The organism is Streptomyces sp. TG1A-8 (assembly GCF_030499535.1).
GTDB lineage: Bacteria > Actinomycetota > Actinomycetes > Streptomycetales > Streptomycetaceae > Streptomyces.
In genome coordinates, this window is the sequence record NZ_JASTLB010000001.1 from 2,847,452 (window position 1) to 2,863,643 (window position 16,192).

The following is a 16,192-nucleotide window of genomic DNA, read 5'->3' on the forward strand; positions in this document are numbered from 1 at the left end:
GCGCCCGTCCTCAGCCGGCACTGCGCTCCGCCGCCTCGACCACGTTGACCAGCAGCTGCGCCCGGGTCATGGGGCCCACGCCGCCCGGGTTCGGGGAGATCCAGCCGGCCACCTCGGCCACCTCCGGGTGGACGTCACCGACGATCTTCCCCGCCGCGTTGCGGGAGACGCCGACGTCCAGGACGGCGGCGCCCGGCTTGACGTCCTCGGCGCGGACCAGGTGCGGGGCGCCGGCGGCCGCGATGATGATGTCGGCCCGCTTGAGGTGCGCGGACAGGTCGCGGGTGCCGGTGTGGCACTGGGTCACGGTGGCGTTCTCGCTGCGCCGGGTGAGCAGCAGCGGCATGGGGCGGCCGATGGTGACGCCCCGGCCGACGACGACGACCTCGGCGCCCTTGATCTCGACGCCGTGCGCCCGCAGCAGGGTGAGGATGCCGTTGGGCGTGCAGGGCAGCGGGGCGGGCTCGTTGAGGACGAGCCGGCCGAGGTTCGTCGGGTGCAGGCCGTCCGCGTCCTTGGCCGGGTCCATCAGCTCCAGGACGCGGTTCTCGTCGATGCCTCCGGGCAGCGGGAGCTGGACGATGTAACCGGTGCAGGCCGGGTCCTCGTTCAGTTCGCGGACGACGGCCTCGATCTCCTCCTGGGTCGCCGTCGCGGGCAGCTCACGCTGGATGGAGGCGATGCCGACCTGCGCGCAGTCGCGGTGCTTGCCGGCGACGTACTTCTGGCTGCCGGGGTCGTCCCCGACCAGGATCGTGCCGAGGCCGGGCGTGACGCCCTTCTCCTTCAGCGCCGCCACGCGGACGGTCAGATCGGACTTGATCGCGGCTGCGGTGGCCTTGCCATCGAGAATCTGGGCGGTCATGCCCCCATCCTCGCGGATGACGGGCCCCCGGTTCCAATCCGGGGCCCCGGCACGGCCGCCGGGGAGGCGCCCCGTCCGGGCCCGGGCGTCGGCTGTGATCAGTGATGTTGCACTTGCACAACGGCTCGGGAATCCGGCTGGACAAGATCTTGACCGTCGATGACGATGAGCCGCACAGCATCGCGGTCCGGTGGGGGGCAAACCGCCCAGTTCGTGACGTTCCTCCGTGCCTTCCGCGTCGTTCCCGTAGCGTCAACGGAGGAATCCCGTCATGAGTTTCGGCTCGCCCAACAGCCCCTACGGTCAGCCGCAGGACCCGCAGCAGGGCTACGGACAGCAGGAGTACGGACAGCCGGGATACGGACAGCCGGGGTACGGCCAGCCGGGGTACGGGCAGCAGGCCCCGCAGGGTGTCCCGCCGCAGCAGGGCTACGGCTACCCGCAGCAGCCCGGTTATCCCCAGCAGCCCGGTTATCCCCAGCAGGGCGGCTACCCGGGCTACCCGCAGCAGTCCGGCTACGGCGCCCAGCCGCCCTACGCGAACTGGGGCCAGCGGTTCCTCGGCACCCTCGTCGACATGCTGGTCTTCCTGGTGCCCTACATCCTGGTGATCGTCGGCAAGGACACCCCGGCCCTGGCGGGCGTCGGCGCGCTCGCCCTGATCGGGCTGGCGATCTGGCAGCTGATACGGGAGGGCCGCACCGGTCAGACGATCGGCAAGAAGGCACTGGGCATCCGCCTGGTGAAGGAGGACACCGGCCAGCCGCTGGGCGTCGGCATGGCGTTCGTCCGCCGTCTCGCCCACTTCCTGGACAGCATCGCCTGCTACCTCGGCTGGCTGTGGCCGGCGTGGGACTCCAAGCGCCAGACGTTCGCCGACAAGGTGTGCGGCTCGATCGTCGTCCGCAGCCACTGAGCCGCCGGGTCCGGCGCCCGCACGGAAAGCGGCCTCCGGGCTCCCACGAGGGGAGCCCGGAGGCCGCTTCGCGTTTGCGCCGCGGGCCGGGGCCGCAGCGCCCCCGGCCCCTCGGCGGACTCAGTGGAAGAAGTGGCGCGTGCCCGTGAAGTACATGGTCACGCCCGCCTTCCCGGCGGCCTCCACGACGAGTTCGTCACGGATCGAGCCGCCCGGCTGGACGATCGCCCGCACCCCGGCGCCGATGAGGATCTCGGGGCCGTCGGGGAAGGGGAAGAAGGCGTCGGAGGCCGCGTAGGAACCGCGGGCGCGCTCCTCGCCGGCCCGCTCGACGGCCAGCTTGCAGGAGTCGACGCGGTTGACCTGGCCCATGCCGACGCCGACCGAGGCGCCGTCCTTGGCGAGCAGGATCGCGTTGGACTTCACCGCGCGGCACGCCTTCCAGGCGAAGACCAGCTCCTTCAGCTCCCCGGCGTCCAGCGGCTCGCCCGACGCCAGCGTCCAGTTGGCCGGGTCGTCGCCGTCGGCCTGGAGGCGGTCGGTGACCTGGAGCAGGACACCGCCGTCGATGTGCCTGACCTCCACCCGGTCGCCGGAACCGTCGGGGGCCTTCAGCACCCGGAGGTTCTTCTTCCTGGTGAGGGCCTCCAGGGCCCCCTCCTCGTAGTCCGGGGCGACGATGACCTCGGTGAAGATCTCCGCGACCTGCTCGGCCATCTCCCTGCTGACCGGCCGGTTGACGGCGATGACCCCGCCGAACGCGGACAGCGGGTCGCAGGCGTGCGCCTTGCGGTGCGCCTCGGCCACGTCCGCGCCGACCGCGATGCCGCACGGGTTGGCGTGCTTGACGATCGCGACGCAGGGCTCGTCGTGGTCGTACGCGGCACGGCGGGCGGCGTCCGTGTCCGTGTAGTTGTTGTACGACATCTCCTTGCCGTGCAGCTGCTCGGCGCCGGCGAGGCCGCCCGCCGGGCCGCCGGCCGCGTACAGGGCGGCGGGCTGGTGCGGGTTCTCGCCGTAGCGCAGGGTGTGCTTGCGCTCGTGGGTGGTGCCGAGGAAGTCCGGGAAGGGGGACTCGTCGACGGGCGCGTAGGAGGAGGCGAACCAGGAGGCGACCGCGACGTCGTACGCGGCCGTGTGCTGGAAGGCCTCGGCGGCGAGCCGCTTGCGGGCGGCGAGGTCGAAGCCGCCGCCCCGGACGGCGGCGAGGACGTCGGCGTACCGCTCGGGGCTGGTGACGACGGCGACCGAGGGGTGGTTCTTGGCGGCGGCGCGGACCATGGACGGGCCGCCGATGTCGATCTGCTCCACGCACTCGTCGTCCGAGGCGCCGGAGGCGACGGTCTCCCGGAAGGGGTAGAGGTTGACGACGACCAGGTCGAACGGTTCGACGCCCAGCTCGGCGAGTTGCGCGCGGTGGCTGTCCAGGCGCAGGTTGGCGAGGATGCCCGCGTGCACCTTCGGGTGCAGGGTCTTCACCCGGCCGTCCAGGCACTCGGGGAAGCCGGTCAGCTCCTCGACCCGGGTGACGGGGACGCCGGCGGCGGAGATGCGGCCGGCCGTGGACCCGGTGGACACCAGCTCGACCCCGGCTTCGTGCAGCCCGCGCGCGAGGTCTTCCAGCCCGGTCTTGTCGTAGACGCTGACGAGCGCCCGGCGGATGGGCCGCTTGGTGCTCTCGGCGGTGGCGGTCACTGGATAACTACCTTTCGTCCCTCAATGCGATGGCCGTTGCGGGCGAGCCGCCCCACGACCTCGACGAGCAGCCTTCGCTCGACTTCCTTGATGCGCTCGTGCAGCGCGCTCTCGTCGTCCTCGTCCCGGATCTCGACCACGCCCTGCGCGATGATCGGCCCGGTGTCGACGCCGTCGTCGACGAAGTGGACGGTGCAGCCGGTGACCTTGGCGCCGTACGCGAGCGCGTCACGGACGCCGTGGGCGCCGGGAAAACTGGGCAGCAGGGCCGGGTGCGTGTTCACGAACCGCCCGCCGAACCGTGCGAGGAACTCCTTGCCGACGATCTTCATGAACCCGGCGGAGACCACGAGGTCGGGTTCGTACGCGGCCACCGCCCCGGCGAGGGCGGCGTCCCACTGCGCCCGCGTGTCGTGGTCCCGCACCCGGCACACGAAGGTCGGCAGCCCGGCGCGCTCGGCGCGGGCGAGCCCCTCGACGCCCTCGCGGTCGGCCCCCACGGCGACGACCCGGGCGCCGTACGCCTCGGCTCCGGTGCGCTCGATCTCGTCCAGCAGCGCCTGCAGGTTGGTACCGGATCCGGAGACCAGCACGACGAGGCGCTTGGCCGCTCGGCCAGGAGGGGTGGCGGCCACGGTGGGGCCCTTTCTCGGGAAGGCGGTGTGCGGCGGTGTGCCCGACCGGCGGTTTGTGCAGTCGTACGAATGCTTCGCGCCCCGGGATACGGGGAAGTCTACGAAGCGGCCGGCCGCCAGCAACGATACCGGCAGTGCCGAAGGCCCCCGTGGGACGGGGGCGTGGCCGGAAGGTAGCGTTCGTGGGAACCGAGACGGTGCAGCGAAGGAGCCGCCCCGGGAACGCGGTCGCCGCGCGGCTCGTTCACGGGGTGCAGCTCACGTCGGACTGCCGTAGTCACCTAGGGGAAGACGCTCTCTTGATGCCCGATCGCAGCCTGCGACTCCTCACGTTCCCGCCGCGCCCGGCCCAGGGGGGCGAGCGGGGTCCCGCGCTGCTGCGGGAACGGCCGGCCGCACCGTCCGAGGCGCCCACCGGCGGACGGGACGGCGATGGGCGCGGTGGTGAGCAGCAGGACGAGAACCCGTTCGCGCCCCCGCCGGAGGGCACCCCCGACCAGCCCTGGCGGCCCCGCCACCCCGAGGGTCCGGGTCCCGGCGGTGACTCCTCCTGGGGCAGCCGGTGGAGCGACCGCCAGCCCGGCCGTTCCCCCGGCGGCTTCGGCGAGCGTCCCGGAGGGGGCCCCGAGGGTCCCGGCGGTCCCGGCGGCCGGCAGGACCGGAACGGCCCCGGCCCGCGCTGGGACCCGGCCGACCCGGTCCAGCGCCGCGCGCGCTACGCCCTGCTGTCCGGCATATGGGCCGTCTTCTTCGCCCTGTTCAGCTGGCCGTACGTGGCCCTGCTGCTGGGCGCGCTCGCCCTGTACTGGGGCATCAGCGCCCTGCGCGCCAAGCCCCGCCCCCCGGCCCCGGACGCCCCCGCCGCCACCTCCGCCCCCGCCGCGGCCCCGGCCGGCCGCTCTCACACCACCGCGGCGATCAGCGGCCTGGTCACGGCCTGCCTGGCCCTGGTCCTGGTGGGCACGACGTTCACCGTGCAACTGGTCTACCGCGACTACTACACCTGTGCCGGCGACGCCCTGACCCACGAGGCGAAACAGTCCTGCGAGCGGCTCCTGCCGGCGGAGCTGCGCGGAGTGCTGAGCGTCGGGGACGGCTGAGGCACACGGATTCCGGCCGGGCCGGCACGGGACGGCCGGGCCCGGCCCGCCGGGGCGTGCGCCGGTCAGCCGGCCGGTTCGGACGGCGGCGGTGCCGTGCCCGGCGCCTTCCGCGGGGTTTGCGGTCCGGACGGCTCCCCGGCCGCCGGCGGGGGTCCGCCGACGGCCGGGGAGCCGTCCGGCGGGGACGGCGCGGGGCCCGGGGAGGAGCGCTCCGGCGGTGCCCCGGCGGCGGCCTTCCGCAGGGCCGCCCAGCGGGAGACGCGGGACAGTTCGTCGTGCCAGGGGGCCGGGAACGGGTCGTCGGCCGGGAGGAAGTCGTACAGTTCGTCCTCGGCGGGACCCGGAGCGGTGGCCGGGCGGGTCCCCGCCCGCTTCCCGGACGGGCCGTCCGCGGGCGGAGCTCCGCGGGCCGCCCGCCGCCCGGCGCCCCGCGCGGAACGCCCGGCGCTCCCGTTCGCGCCCTCCCCCACCGTTTTCCCGTCCGCCCCGCGCTCCGTCCCGCGGGCCGGCTCCGGCGCCCGCGCGGAACGCCCGGCGCTCCCGTTCGCGCCCTCCCCCACCGTTTTCCCGTCCGCCCCGCGCTCCGTCCCGCGGGCCGGCTCCGGTGCCCGCGCCCCCTCCGCCGTCGCCGCCCTCTCCCGTGCCGGCACCCCGCCGCCCCTCGTCCGCCGCCCCCACACCAGCCACGCCCGGACCGTGAGCGTCACCGGCAGCCCGGTCAGCGCCACCCAGAGCCCGGCCGCTCCACCGGCCTGCCACCACACCGGCCCGAAGCGGGACAGCGCGGCCTCGCCCATCGGGCCGCCCGCCTGCGCGGCGAGCAGGCCGACGAGCAGCGCGCTCACCAGGGCGGTCAGCACCAGCACGCCCGTGGTCCGCCCCGCCGACCAGCGCACCGGTCGTTCCCGCGCCCACCCGTCCGCCTCCGCCCGCCCGTCCGCCTCAGGCCGTCCGTCCGTCTCAGGCCGTCCGGGCTTGCCCGGCCCGTCCGCCGCCTCCTGCCCCGGGGCGTCCGGTGCCGCCGCTCCGCGCACCACGGCTCCCCGCGCCACGGAACCGCGCGCCACGAACCACCCCGCCGTCATCCCGGCCGCCACCGGCACCAGTCCCGCGGCCCAGTTCAGCGGTGTCCCGGGGCCCGCGTCCGGTACCGCGGCCAGCAGCGGGAAGGGGGGCAGCAACGGGGCGGGGTCGGAGGCGAAGGGGTGCACCGGGTGCCCGGCACCGAGGACGAAGCCGGGACCGAGGGCGTAGGAGGCCGCCCACACCGCCGCGTTGGGGATGAGGGCGACCCCGAGGAGCAGGACGGCCAACCGCCCGGTCCAGCCCTCCGTCAGCTGCAGGAAGGACGTCCGCGCCGCCTCGCCGTGCCACGCCAGTGACACCCCGGTCAGCACCGCCCCGCCCCCGACGAGCACCGTCGTGCCGGCCCCGGCGGACCGCACCGCCGTACCCAGCCGTGCCCGCGCGTCCGCCCCGGACAGCAGCCGCCGCACCGGTCCCGGAAACACCGGCGGCAGACCGCGCAGGAAGTCGCGCGGGCGGTTGCGCGCGGGCCACCACGCGCCGGCACCCGCCGCGCCCGCGACGACGAGCGGCAGGCAGAACGCCACCGAGGCCCACGCGGGCCGCAGTTCACCGCCGGCGCAGTACAGCGTGGCGGCGGCACCGACGCCGAGGTAGCCGAGCACCACCCCGGTCCAGGCCGTGTGCGCCGGGACCGGCGGGGGCCCGTCGGGCTCCGCGGACGCGTCCCGCGCGTCCCGCGCCGCCCGGTACAGCAGCCACACCGGCAGGGCGAGGAGCAGCAGCGGGGACACCCCGACCGGCACGGGCGCGCCGGAGAGCGTGCCCGTGCGGACCAGGTCGGCCCCGTGCGCCAGGAGCCACAGCGCGGCGGCGGTGCGCAGCGCGCCGTCCGGCCCGCTGTCGGGGTACGGCGAACTGATCCACAGCGCCAGCACGAGCACGGCGATCGCGCCGAGCCCCAGTCCGGCGGCGACCGCACCGCCCAGGAGGCCCGCGGCCAGCCCGGGCGAGCGGCCGCGCGTCCGGGCGGGCGGGGATGACGACGGCGGTCGGCGAGCGGTCATCTGGGTCACGCCGCCATGCTCCCAACGCCACGCGCTTTCCGGCCGCAACAGGCGAACCCCCGAAGTGTCGCTCAATATATGTTTATGTGCTTTTTCGTGCGAAAGGGTGTCCTGTGACGGAGAGTCCTGCCCACCCCCTGCCTCCGCCGGGGGAACGCCGGCGCCTGCGCAAGGCCGCGTCCCTGACGCGGGCCCAGCTCGCCGAGCGGATCGGCGTCGACCGGGCGGCCGTGCGCGCCTGGGAGACGGGGCGCGCCGCTCCGGCCGGCCCGCGGGGCGAGGCGTACGCCCGGTTGCTGGCCGGTCTCGCCCAACCGGGCACCGGTCGGGCGGGCCCGGCCACCGCGCCGTCGGCGTGGGCGCCGGCGCCGGGGGGCCGGGGGGACGCGCAAAGGCCCGCGGCGGTCGGCGGCGGGGCAACGGGCCCGGCGGGCGTGCCGTCCCTGACGCCCGCTCAGGCCTTCGACGCCCTCCACGCGTTCTGCACCCCGGCGCTCGTACGCCAGACCTACCTGCTCACCGGGCGGCGCGGACTGGCGCGGGAGTCCGTCGAGCGGGCGTTCCACCTCGCCTGGCAGCGCTGGCCCGAGGTGGCCCGGGACCGGGACCCGGCCGGGTGGGTGCGGGCGGCGGCGTACGAGTACGCCCTCTCCCCCTGGCACCGTTTCCGCCCCCGCCACCGGCACCCCGAACCCCAGCCCGCCGATCCCGCCCACCGCGCCCTGCTGGACGCGCTGCTGCGGCTCCCGCCGTCCTACCGGCGCACGCTCGTGCTGTACGACGGCGTCGGCCTGGACCTGCCGGAGACGGCGGCGGAGACGGAGGCGAGCACCCCGGCGGCGGCGAACCGGCTCATCCACGCGCGCGAGGCCGTGGCGGCGCGGCTGCCGGAACTGGCCGACCCCGCGGTACTGCACCGGCGCCTGGTCGAACTGGCCTCCGCGGAGCGCACGCACGCCGTCCGGCCGCAGCCGGTGCGCACCCGCGCCGAACGCCGCAGCGTGCTCTGGACCCGGGCGGCCGTCGCCGCCACCTGCGCCATCGGCGGCGCGACGACGCTCACACTGCGCACGGCCCCCACCCACTACGAGGCCCCCCTCGCCCCCGCCCGGGCGGTCCACGGTGTCCCGCCCCCCGCGGCCATGGGCCCCCTGTCCCACGAGGAACTGTCCCTGCGCGAGAAACTCCGTCACGAGGACGGCGGCGGCCCGCAGCGACTGCTGCCCCTGCCCGGGTGAGCCGCCGGAGCATCACGTCACCGGCGCGGGCATCACGTCACCGGCGCGGGCGGCACGGGCGGCGGAAACGCCGGTGGGCCCGCCCCCGGGCGAGGGGCGGGCCCACCGGTGCACCGTCGAAAGGCTCAGGCGCTCAGGATCTCCCGCGCCAGCTTCGCCGTCTCGGTCGGCGTCTTGCCGACCTTGACGCCGGCGGCCTCCAGGGCCTCCTTCTTCGCCTGGGCGGTGCCGGAGGAACCGGAGACGATGGCACCCGCGTGGCCCATCGTCTTGCCCTCGGGCGCGGTGAAGCCCGCGACGTAGCCGACGACCGGCTTGGTCACGTTCTCCTTGATGAACGCGGCGGCACGCTCCTCGGCGTCGCCGCCGATCTCACCGATCATCACGATCAGGTCGGTGTCGGGGTCGTCCTGGAACGCGGCCAGGGCGTCGATGTGGGTGGTGCCGATGATCGGGTCACCGCCGATGCCGACGGCCGTCGAGAAGCCGATGTCCCGCAGCTCGTACATCATCTGGTACGTCAGCGTGCCGGACTTCGACACCAGGCCGATGCGGCCCGGCTTGGTGATGTCGCCCGGGATGATGCCGACGTTCGACTGGCCCGGGGTGATGATGCCGGGGCAGTTCGGGCCGATGATCCGGGTCTTGTTGCCCTTCTTGCCGGCGTACGCCCAGAAGGCGGCCGTGTCGTGCACGGCGATGCCCTCGGTGATCACGACGGCCAGCGGGATCTCGGCGTCGATGGCCTCGACGACCGCGTCCTTGGTGAACTTCTCCGGCACGAAGATGACGGAGACGTTGGCGCCGGTCTTCTCGACGGCCTCCTTGACGGTCCCGAAGACGGGTACCTCGGTGCCGTCGAAGTCCACGGTCTGACCCGCCTTGCGCGGGTTCACGCCGCCCACGACGTTGCTGCCGTCACCGAGCATGAGCTTGGTGTGCTTCATGCCGGTGGCGCCGGTCATGCCCTGGACGATGACCTTGCTGTCCTTGTTGAGCCAGATAGCCATGGTGGTTTGAGTCCTCGTCCTCGTGCTTACTTGGCGGCGGCCAGCTCGGCGGCCTTGTCGGCCGCGCCGTCCATGGTGTCGACGCGCTGGACCAGCGGGTGGTTGGCGTCGGTGAGGATCTTCCGGCCCAGCTCGGCGTTGTTGCCGTCGAGACGGACGACGAGGGGCTTCTCGACCTTCTCGCCGCGGTCCTCCAGGAGCTTCAGGGCCTGCACGATGCCGTTGGCGACCTCGTCACAGGCGGTGATGCCGCCGAAGACGTTCACGAAGACGGACTTGACGTCCGGGTCGCCCAGGATGATCTCCAGGCCGTTCGCCATGACCTGGGCGGAGGCGCCGCCGCCGATGTCCAGGAAGTTGGCGGGCTTGACGCCACCGTGCTTCTCACCGGCGTACGCGACGACGTCCAGGGTGCTCATGACGAGCCCGGCGCCGTTGCCGATGATGCCGACCTCGCCGTCCAGCTTGACGTAGTTGAGGTTCTTCTCCTTGGCGGCGGCCTCGAGCGGGTTGGCCGCGGCCCTGTCGTGGAGCTCCTCGTACTCGGGGTGACGGAACTCGGCGTTGTCGTCGAGCGACACCTTGCCGTCCAGGGCGATGACCTCGCCGGAGGCGACCTTCGCGAGCGGGTTGACCTCGACCAGGAGGGCGTCCGACTTGATGAAGGTGTCCCACAGCCTGACCAGGACGTTCGCGACCTTGTCCGCGACCTCGGCCGGGAACTTGGCGGCCTCGACGATCTCGCGGGCCTTGGCCTCGTCCACACCGTCGATGGCGTCGATGGCGATCTTGGCGACGGCCTCGGGGCGGGTGGCCGCCACCTCCTCGATCTCCATGCCGCCCTCGACGGAGGCGATGGAGAGGAAGGTGCGGTTCGCACGGTCGAGGAGGAAGGAGACGTAGTACTCCTCGACGATCTCCGGAGCGGTCTCGGCGATCATGACCTTGTGGACCGTGTGGCCCTTGATGTCCATGCCGAGGATGTCCGTCGCACGGGCGACGGCCTCGTCCGGGGAAGCGGCCAGCTTGACGCCACCGGCCTTGCCGCGACCACCGACCTTCACCTGCGCCTTGACGACGGACTTGCCGCCCAGACGCTCGGTGATCTCGCGCGCCGCCTCAGGCGTGTCGATGACTTCACCGGCCAGCACCGGTACATCGTGCTTGGCGAAGAGGTCCCTCGCCTGGTACTCGAACAGGTCCACGCGCTTCCGTCCCTATCAGTGATCTCGCGGTTCGTTGGATGCGTGGGCGTGCCGCGAAGGGCAACGTGACGACGTCCGCATGTGTCACAGGGGATGCGCACACGGTGTCCGAGCGCGCGGCATGTCCGTCTCGCAGGTTATCTCTGCCAGCGGGGGGCCTCTAAATCGCGGGTCACACCTGAGCGGTGATACCTGTCACATGATGCCGGGTTCGCTGGCACGCCGTGCCGCCCCGCGAGTGGGGCCGGGACGTCCTGCGCGGTCCCACCGGGCCGGGGCCGGTCCGGTGGGGCCTCCGGGGACGCCCCGGACGCCGCCGGTCCGTCCTGCCGGTCCCCGCCGACGGGGCGTCCCCCCGTCGGCGGGGACCGGCAGGACGGACCGGCGGCGTCCGGCCGTACGGGGCCGGCGGCGGGCCGGCCGCGCGGCCGGTGTCACGCGGTGTCCGGCACCGGCAGCGGCCGTTTCTCGACGGCCGCCGCCATGACCTCGGGGAAGAGGTCCGGCGTGCAGGCGAAGGCCGGTGCGCCGAGCGCGGCGAGCGCTGCCGCGTGATCCCGGTCGTACGCCGGCGTGCCCTCGTCCGACAGCGCGAGCAGCGCCACGAACTGCACCCCGGACGCCTTCATGGCCGCTACCCGCTTGAGCATCTCGTTGCGTATACCGCCCTCGTAGAGGTCGCTGATCAGCACCACGACCGTCTCGGCGGGCCGGGTGATCTGCGCCTGGCAGTAGGCCAGCGCCCGGTTGATGTCCGTGCCGCCGCCCAGCTGGGTGCCGAAGAGGACGTCGACCGGATCGTCGAGCTGGTCGGTGAGGTCGACCACCGCCGTGTCGAAGACGACCAACCGCGTGCTGATCGACCGCATGGAGGCGAGGACCGCCCCGAACACGGACGCGTAGACCACGGACGCGGCCATCGACCCGGACTGGTCGATGCAGAGGATGACCTCCTTCTTCACGGACCGTGCGGCCCGGCCGTAGCCGATGAGCCGCTCCGGCACGATGGTGCGGTACTCGGGCAGGTAGTGCTTGAGGTTGGCCGCGACGGTGCGGTTCCAGTCGATGTCGTGGTGGCGCGGCCGGCTCACCCGGGCACTGCGGTCCAGGGCTCCGGTGAGGGTGGCCCGGGTGCGGGTGGTCAGCCGTTCCTCCAGTTCCTCGACCACCTTGCGGACCACCGCGCGGGCCGTCTCCCTGGTCGTCTCGGGCATCGCCTTGTGCAGCGAGAGCAGCGTGCCGACCAGGTGCACGTCGGCCTCGACCGCCTCCAGCATCTCCGGTTCCAGCAGCAGTGAGGCCAGCCCGAGCCGGTCGATGGCGTCGCGCTGAACGACCTGGACGACGGAGGAGGGGAAGTAGGTGCGGACGTCCCCGAGCCAGCGCGCCACGGACGGTGCCGACGCGCCGAGGCCCGCCGAACGGTCCCGCCCCGCCTGCGGTTTGTCCCCCTGCCGTACAGGGCGGCGAGTGTTCCGTCCATCGCCGCGTCGCGGCCCGACAGGGCGCATCCGGTGCCGTCGGCCCGGTCGCCGCCGAGCACCAGCCGCCAGCGCCGCAGCCGCTCCCGCGCCGGGTCGCCGTTGTCGGCGCGGGCTTCGGCCGCCGTCGGCTCGGTCGTCATGCGCCCACCCCCAGCAGGCCGTCGCCGGCCGTCCGCTGATCCACTGTTCCCCGGCCCGCTGTTCCCCGGCCCGCTGTTCCCTGATCCGCTGGTCCCCGCGCGGCCCGGTCCGCCCGCCGCGGATCCGCCGGTTTCCGGCCCGCCGGGCCCTCGTCCGCCGGCTCGTCCGGTCGCTCGTCCAGGCCGAGCAGCAGCCGCAGCACCGGCAGGACGGCGTCCGCGCGTGCGGTGTCCGGTTCCGCCGCGAAGCCGGGCCGGCCGGGCGGTCCCGTCGTCCGGCCCGCCGGGCCGCCCCCGCCGTCCGGCCCGCGCCGCACCAGCTCGCCGAGCGTCCTGCGCACGCCGGGCTCGTACGCCGAGAACGTGCGCCGCAGCAGCGGCAGTACGTCCGTGAACGCCTCCGCGGGCACCCCGGTCAGCCAGGCGTCGACCAGGCCGAGCAAACGCTCGTCGTGGACCAGCAGCATGCCGCCCCCGCCGCCGACGAACCCCTCGATCCAGGCGGCCGCGTCGGCGGGCGGTGTGCCCGGCGAGAGCACCAGCCCCATGAGCCGGGCCGCCTCCTCGGGCCCCAGCGCGCCGTCGTCCAGCAGCAGCCGCGCGGCCCGCCCCCGCACGACGCCGGGCACGGTGTCCCGCAGGGTCAGGGTCCGCAGCACGGAGCGCCAGCGGTCACGCACGTCACCGTGCCCGGTGGCCGCGGTTCCGGCCAGCGTCTCCGCCAGCAGGCCGACCGCCGTGCGGACGGAGTCGAGGTGGCCCCGCATCTCCTGCGCCGCGTCCGCGTCCAGGGCCGCGCAGGCCGAGGGGAGGCCGACGAAGACACGCTCGGCCAGGCCCGCCGCGACACCGGTCAGGGCGCCGGTGTCGGTGCCGCGCACGTCGCCGTAGCGCAGGGCGCGGACCAGGGCGGGCAGTGCCTGGGCGAGCCGGCCGACGTCCGTGTCGAGGGCCGCCCGGTCGGCGAGCACCCGCATCACCACGGGCAGCGCGTCCGGCAGTCCGGCGAGCAGGCAGTGCTCGGCGAGCGCGGTGACGTCGGCGAGGGCCGGCGCGGCGGTCGCGTCCGCCTCCGCCCTGGCCGTGGCCGCGGCGAGCACGGTCGTCCCCCACACGCCCGCCTCGGCGACCCGCACGGACAGTTCCGGCTCCCAGCGCAGCCGCCACGCCTCCCGGAACGTGCCCGTGCTCCCCCGCGACCGGACCGGCTCCCCCCAGCCGACGCCGAGCAGCCGCAGCCGGTGCAGCAGCCTGCTGCGGCCTACGTCGGCGTCCTTGCGCAGGTCCAGCTCCAGCTCGCGCTCCAACGCCTCCGGCTTGAGCCGCAGCCGGCGCTGCTCGCGGGCCAGGTCGCGCTGCAGGGGCACCGCCGGCGCCGCCTCGGGCACCTCCCCCAGCACGTCCCCGACCACCAGGCGGTCGTGGATCAGGGTCAGCGGCACGTCCGAGCCGTCGCACATCACCGCGCGCACGGCGTCGGTGGTCTCGCCCAGGCCGGGCAGCGGGCGGCCGCGCATCGCCGCGAGGGTCTCGGCCAGCCGGACCGCCTCGATGACGTGCGCCGAGGAGACGATCCGGTCCTCCTCGCGCAGCAGCCCCGCCACCTTGGTCAGCCACCGCTCGACCGGCCGGTCCGGCGCCCGGAACAGGTGCCCGTACCAGCCCGGCGAGTCGATCCCGGCACCGTACCCGCTCGACCGGGCCAGCCTGCGGTGCGTCCACGGCACCCAGGTCATGTCCGCCCTGACCTTGGGCAGGCCCTTCAGCAGCGCCCGGTCGGCGCCGACGGCAGTCTTCTCCCGCAGTGCGGGCACGTGCCAGGCCCCGCACACGACGGCCACCGCCTCCCCGAACTCCCGGCGGGCGGAGCGCAGGTGGAGCCGCATGTGGGCCTCGCGCACCAGGTCGCGGGGGCGCCCGCCGGCGCCGTAGCGCTCCCGCAGCGCCTTCATGGCCTCCTCCAGCGCGGCGAACGGCGCGAAGGGATCGCGCGGGCCGGGTCCCCGGTGCTCGACGACGTCCTCCCACCACCGCTCGGGATCGTCGTACCCGGCGGCCTCGGCGAGCACCCCCAGGGGGTCGACGCGCAGGTGCTGCGCGGCGCCGGCCTCGTCTCCGGGGCCGGCCGCGGTCCCCGGGCCGGAGTCGCCTCCGGGGCCGGTCCCGGACCGGGGGCCGGCCACGGCACCGGGACGTGCCGCCCCCTCTTCCGGACCCGCCTGCTCCCCCGGCCCCGCCGGGTCCGCGTCGGACGGTGGCCGCTCCTCCGCCTCCCTGGCCAGCGCGTGCGTGGCGGGCAGGTCGAAGAAGCGGACCGGAACGCCGTGCGCGAGGGCCCACCGGACGGCCACCCACTCGGGGCTGAACTCGGCCAGCGGCCAGAACGCCGAGCGGCCGGGCTCGTCCACGGCGTGCGCGAGCAGGGCGACCGGGGGCCGCATGTCCGGGTCGGCGGCCAGCGGGATCAGCGCGTCGGCCTCTGGCGGCCCCTCGACCAGCACGACGGCGGGCCGGGCGGCGTCCAGGGCGGCCCGCACCGCCCGCGCGGAGCCGGGTCCGTGGTGCCGCACCCCGAGGAGCAGCGGTCCGGCGGCGTACGCCCTCCCCCTCAAGGAGTCGTCGCTCATGCGCTCACCTCCCGGCAGGCCCGGTAGAAGTCCTTCCAGCCGTCGCGCTCGCGGACCACCGTCTCCAGGTACTCCTGCCAGATGACGCGGTCGGCCGCGGGATCGCGGACGACGGCGCCGAGGAGACCGGCGGCGACGTCGCCGGGACGCAGCACGCCGTCACCGAAGTGGGTGGCGAGGGCGAGGCCGTTGGTGACGACGGAGATCGCCTCGGCGGTGGACAGGGTGCCGCTCGGCGACTTCAGCTTCGTGCGGCCGTCGGCGGTGACGCCGTCGCGCAGCTCCCGGAAGACGGTCACCACCCGGCGGATCTCGTCCGTGCCGTCGGGCGCGGCCGGCAGGTCGAGGGAGCGGCCGATCTGCTCGACGCGGCGGGTGACGATGTCCACCTCGGCGTCGGCGCTCTCCGGCAGCGGCAGCACCACGGTGTTGAAACGGCGGCGCAGCGCGCTGGAGAGGTCGTTGACACCACGGTCGCGGTCGTTGGCGGTGGCGATGAGGTTGAAGCCGCGGACCGCCTGCACCTCCTGGCCCAGCTCCGGTATCGGCAGCGTCTTCTCGGACAGGATCGTGATCAGGGTGTCCTGCACGTCGGCCGGGATGCGGGTCAGCTCCTCCACGCGGGCCGTCATGCCCTCGGCCATGGCCCGCATGACGGGGCTGGGCACGAGGGCGTCGCGGCTGGGGCCGTGGGCGAGCAGCCGCGCGTAGTTCCAGCCGTAGCGGATCGCCTCTTCCGGTGTGCCGGCCGTGCCCTGCACCAGCAGCGTCGAGTCGCCGCTGACGGCCGCGGCGAGGTGTTCCGACACCCAGGTCTTGGCGGTGCCGGGCACGCCGAGCAGGAGCAGGGCGCGGTCGGTGGCGAGGGTGGTGACGGCGACCTCGACGATGCGGCGCGGGCCCACGTACTTCGGTGTGATCACCGTGCCGTCGGGCAGCGTACCGCCGAGGAGGTAGGTGGCGACCGCCCACGGCGACAGCTTCCAGCGGGCCGGGCGCGGGCGGTCGTCCTGGGCGGCCAGCGCGGCGAGTTCGGTCGCGAAGGCCTGCTCGGCGTGCGGCCGCAGCGCCTGCGCGTCCTTAGTCGGGTGCGGTGCGACGGACGTCGGTTCCACGGACACAGTCATGGCTGAGGCCCCCTCCAGCTCGGCCGGTTCGGATCTGCCACCAACGGTGCACCA

At 74.7% G+C, this 16,192-nt stretch carries 11 protein-coding genes and 1 pseudogene; 3 read left to right on the forward strand and 9 right to left on the reverse strand.

The window, feature by feature from the left end; all coding sequences use genetic code 11:
• Nucleotides 1-10 precede the first annotated feature (10 nt).
• Entirely contained in the window at nucleotides 11-865 is an 855-nt protein-coding gene (locus QQY24_RS12085) for a bifunctional methylenetetrahydrofolate dehydrogenase/methenyltetrahydrofolate cyclohydrolase (RefSeq protein ID WP_301972691.1), read from the reverse strand.
• 271 nt (nucleotides 866-1,136) lie between these two features.
• Here QQY24_RS12085 and QQY24_RS12090 point away from each other — a divergent pair, with 271 nt between their 5' ends.
• Nucleotides 1,137-1,781: an RDD family protein gene (locus QQY24_RS12090; protein WP_301972692.1), complete on the forward strand. Its 645-nt coding sequence runs from the start codon at nucleotides 1,137-1,139 to the stop codon at nucleotides 1,779-1,781.
• A gap of 120 nt (nucleotides 1,782-1,901) precedes the next feature.
• Here QQY24_RS12090 and purH read toward each other — a convergent pair whose 3' ends face one another.
• Both purH and purN read right to left on the reverse strand, forming a co-directional pair.
• Nucleotides 1,902-3,476, reverse strand: a complete 1,575-nt coding sequence (gene purH / locus QQY24_RS12095; protein ID WP_301972693.1) for a bifunctional phosphoribosylaminoimidazolecarboxamide formyltransferase/IMP cyclohydrolase — start codon at nucleotides 3,474-3,476, stop codon at nucleotides 1,902-1,904.
• Complete coding sequence (gene purN, locus QQY24_RS12100) at nucleotides 3,473-4,111, reverse strand: phosphoribosylglycinamide formyltransferase (protein ID WP_301972694.1); 639 nt, start codon at nucleotides 4,109-4,111, stop codon at nucleotides 3,473-3,475. Before purN ends, purH begins: the two co-directional genes overlap by 4 nt.
• Nucleotides 4,112-4,413: 302 nt before the next feature.
• On the opposite strand from purN, the gene QQY24_RS12105 reads away from it, so the two are divergent.
• Complete coding sequence (locus QQY24_RS12105) at nucleotides 4,414-5,211, forward strand: hypothetical protein (protein ID WP_301972695.1); 798 nt, start codon at nucleotides 4,414-4,416, stop codon at nucleotides 5,209-5,211.
• Between the two features lie 65 nt (nucleotides 5,212-5,276).
• Here QQY24_RS12105 and QQY24_RS12110 read toward each other — a convergent pair whose 3' ends face one another.
• Nucleotides 5,277-7,307 (reverse strand): DUF6350 family protein, encoded by a 2,031-nt coding sequence (locus QQY24_RS12110; protein ID WP_301976224.1) that lies wholly within the window; start codon nucleotides 7,305-7,307, stop codon nucleotides 5,277-5,279.
• A gap of 113 nt (nucleotides 7,308-7,420) precedes the next feature.
• On the opposite strand from QQY24_RS12110, the gene QQY24_RS12115 reads away from it, so the two are divergent.
• On the forward strand, nucleotides 7,421-8,545 hold the full coding sequence (locus tag QQY24_RS12115; protein WP_301972696.1) for a helix-turn-helix domain-containing protein: 1,125 nt from the start codon (nucleotides 7,421-7,423) through the stop codon (nucleotides 8,543-8,545).
• Nucleotides 8,546-8,670: 125 nt separating this feature from the next.
• Here the strand turns inward: QQY24_RS12115 and sucD are convergent, their stop codons facing one another.
• The 5 genes and pseudogenes from sucD to QQY24_RS12140 form a co-directional block, all read right to left on the reverse strand.
• Nucleotides 8,671-9,555, reverse strand: coding sequence for a succinate--CoA ligase subunit alpha (sucD, locus tag QQY24_RS12120; RefSeq protein ID WP_301972698.1), 885 nt, complete (start codon nucleotides 9,553-9,555; stop codon nucleotides 8,671-8,673).
• Between the two features lie 26 nt (nucleotides 9,556-9,581).
• Complete coding sequence (sucC, locus tag QQY24_RS12125) at nucleotides 9,582-10,760, reverse strand: ADP-forming succinate--CoA ligase subunit beta (protein ID WP_301972699.1); 1,179 nt, start codon at nucleotides 10,758-10,760, stop codon at nucleotides 9,582-9,584.
• A 434-nt stretch (nucleotides 10,761-11,194) separates the two neighbouring features.
• Nucleotides 11,195-12,384 (reverse strand): annotated as a pseudogene (locus QQY24_RS12130) (VWA domain-containing protein).
• Nucleotides 12,381-15,011, reverse strand: coding sequence for a DUF5682 family protein (locus tag QQY24_RS12135; protein ID WP_301972700.1), 2,631 nt, complete (start codon nucleotides 15,009-15,011; stop codon nucleotides 12,381-12,383). Before QQY24_RS12135 ends, QQY24_RS12130 begins: the two are co-directional and overlap by 4 nt.
• Nucleotides 15,008-16,138 carry an AAA family ATPase gene (locus QQY24_RS12140; RefSeq protein ID WP_301972701.1) on the reverse strand — a complete coding sequence of 377 codons (1,131 nt, stop codon included), beginning with the start codon at nucleotides 16,136-16,138 and terminating at the stop codon, nucleotides 15,008-15,010. The genes QQY24_RS12135 and QQY24_RS12140 overlap by 4 nt, the downstream gene beginning before the upstream one ends.
• Between the last annotated feature and the right edge of the window lie 54 nt (nucleotides 16,139-16,192).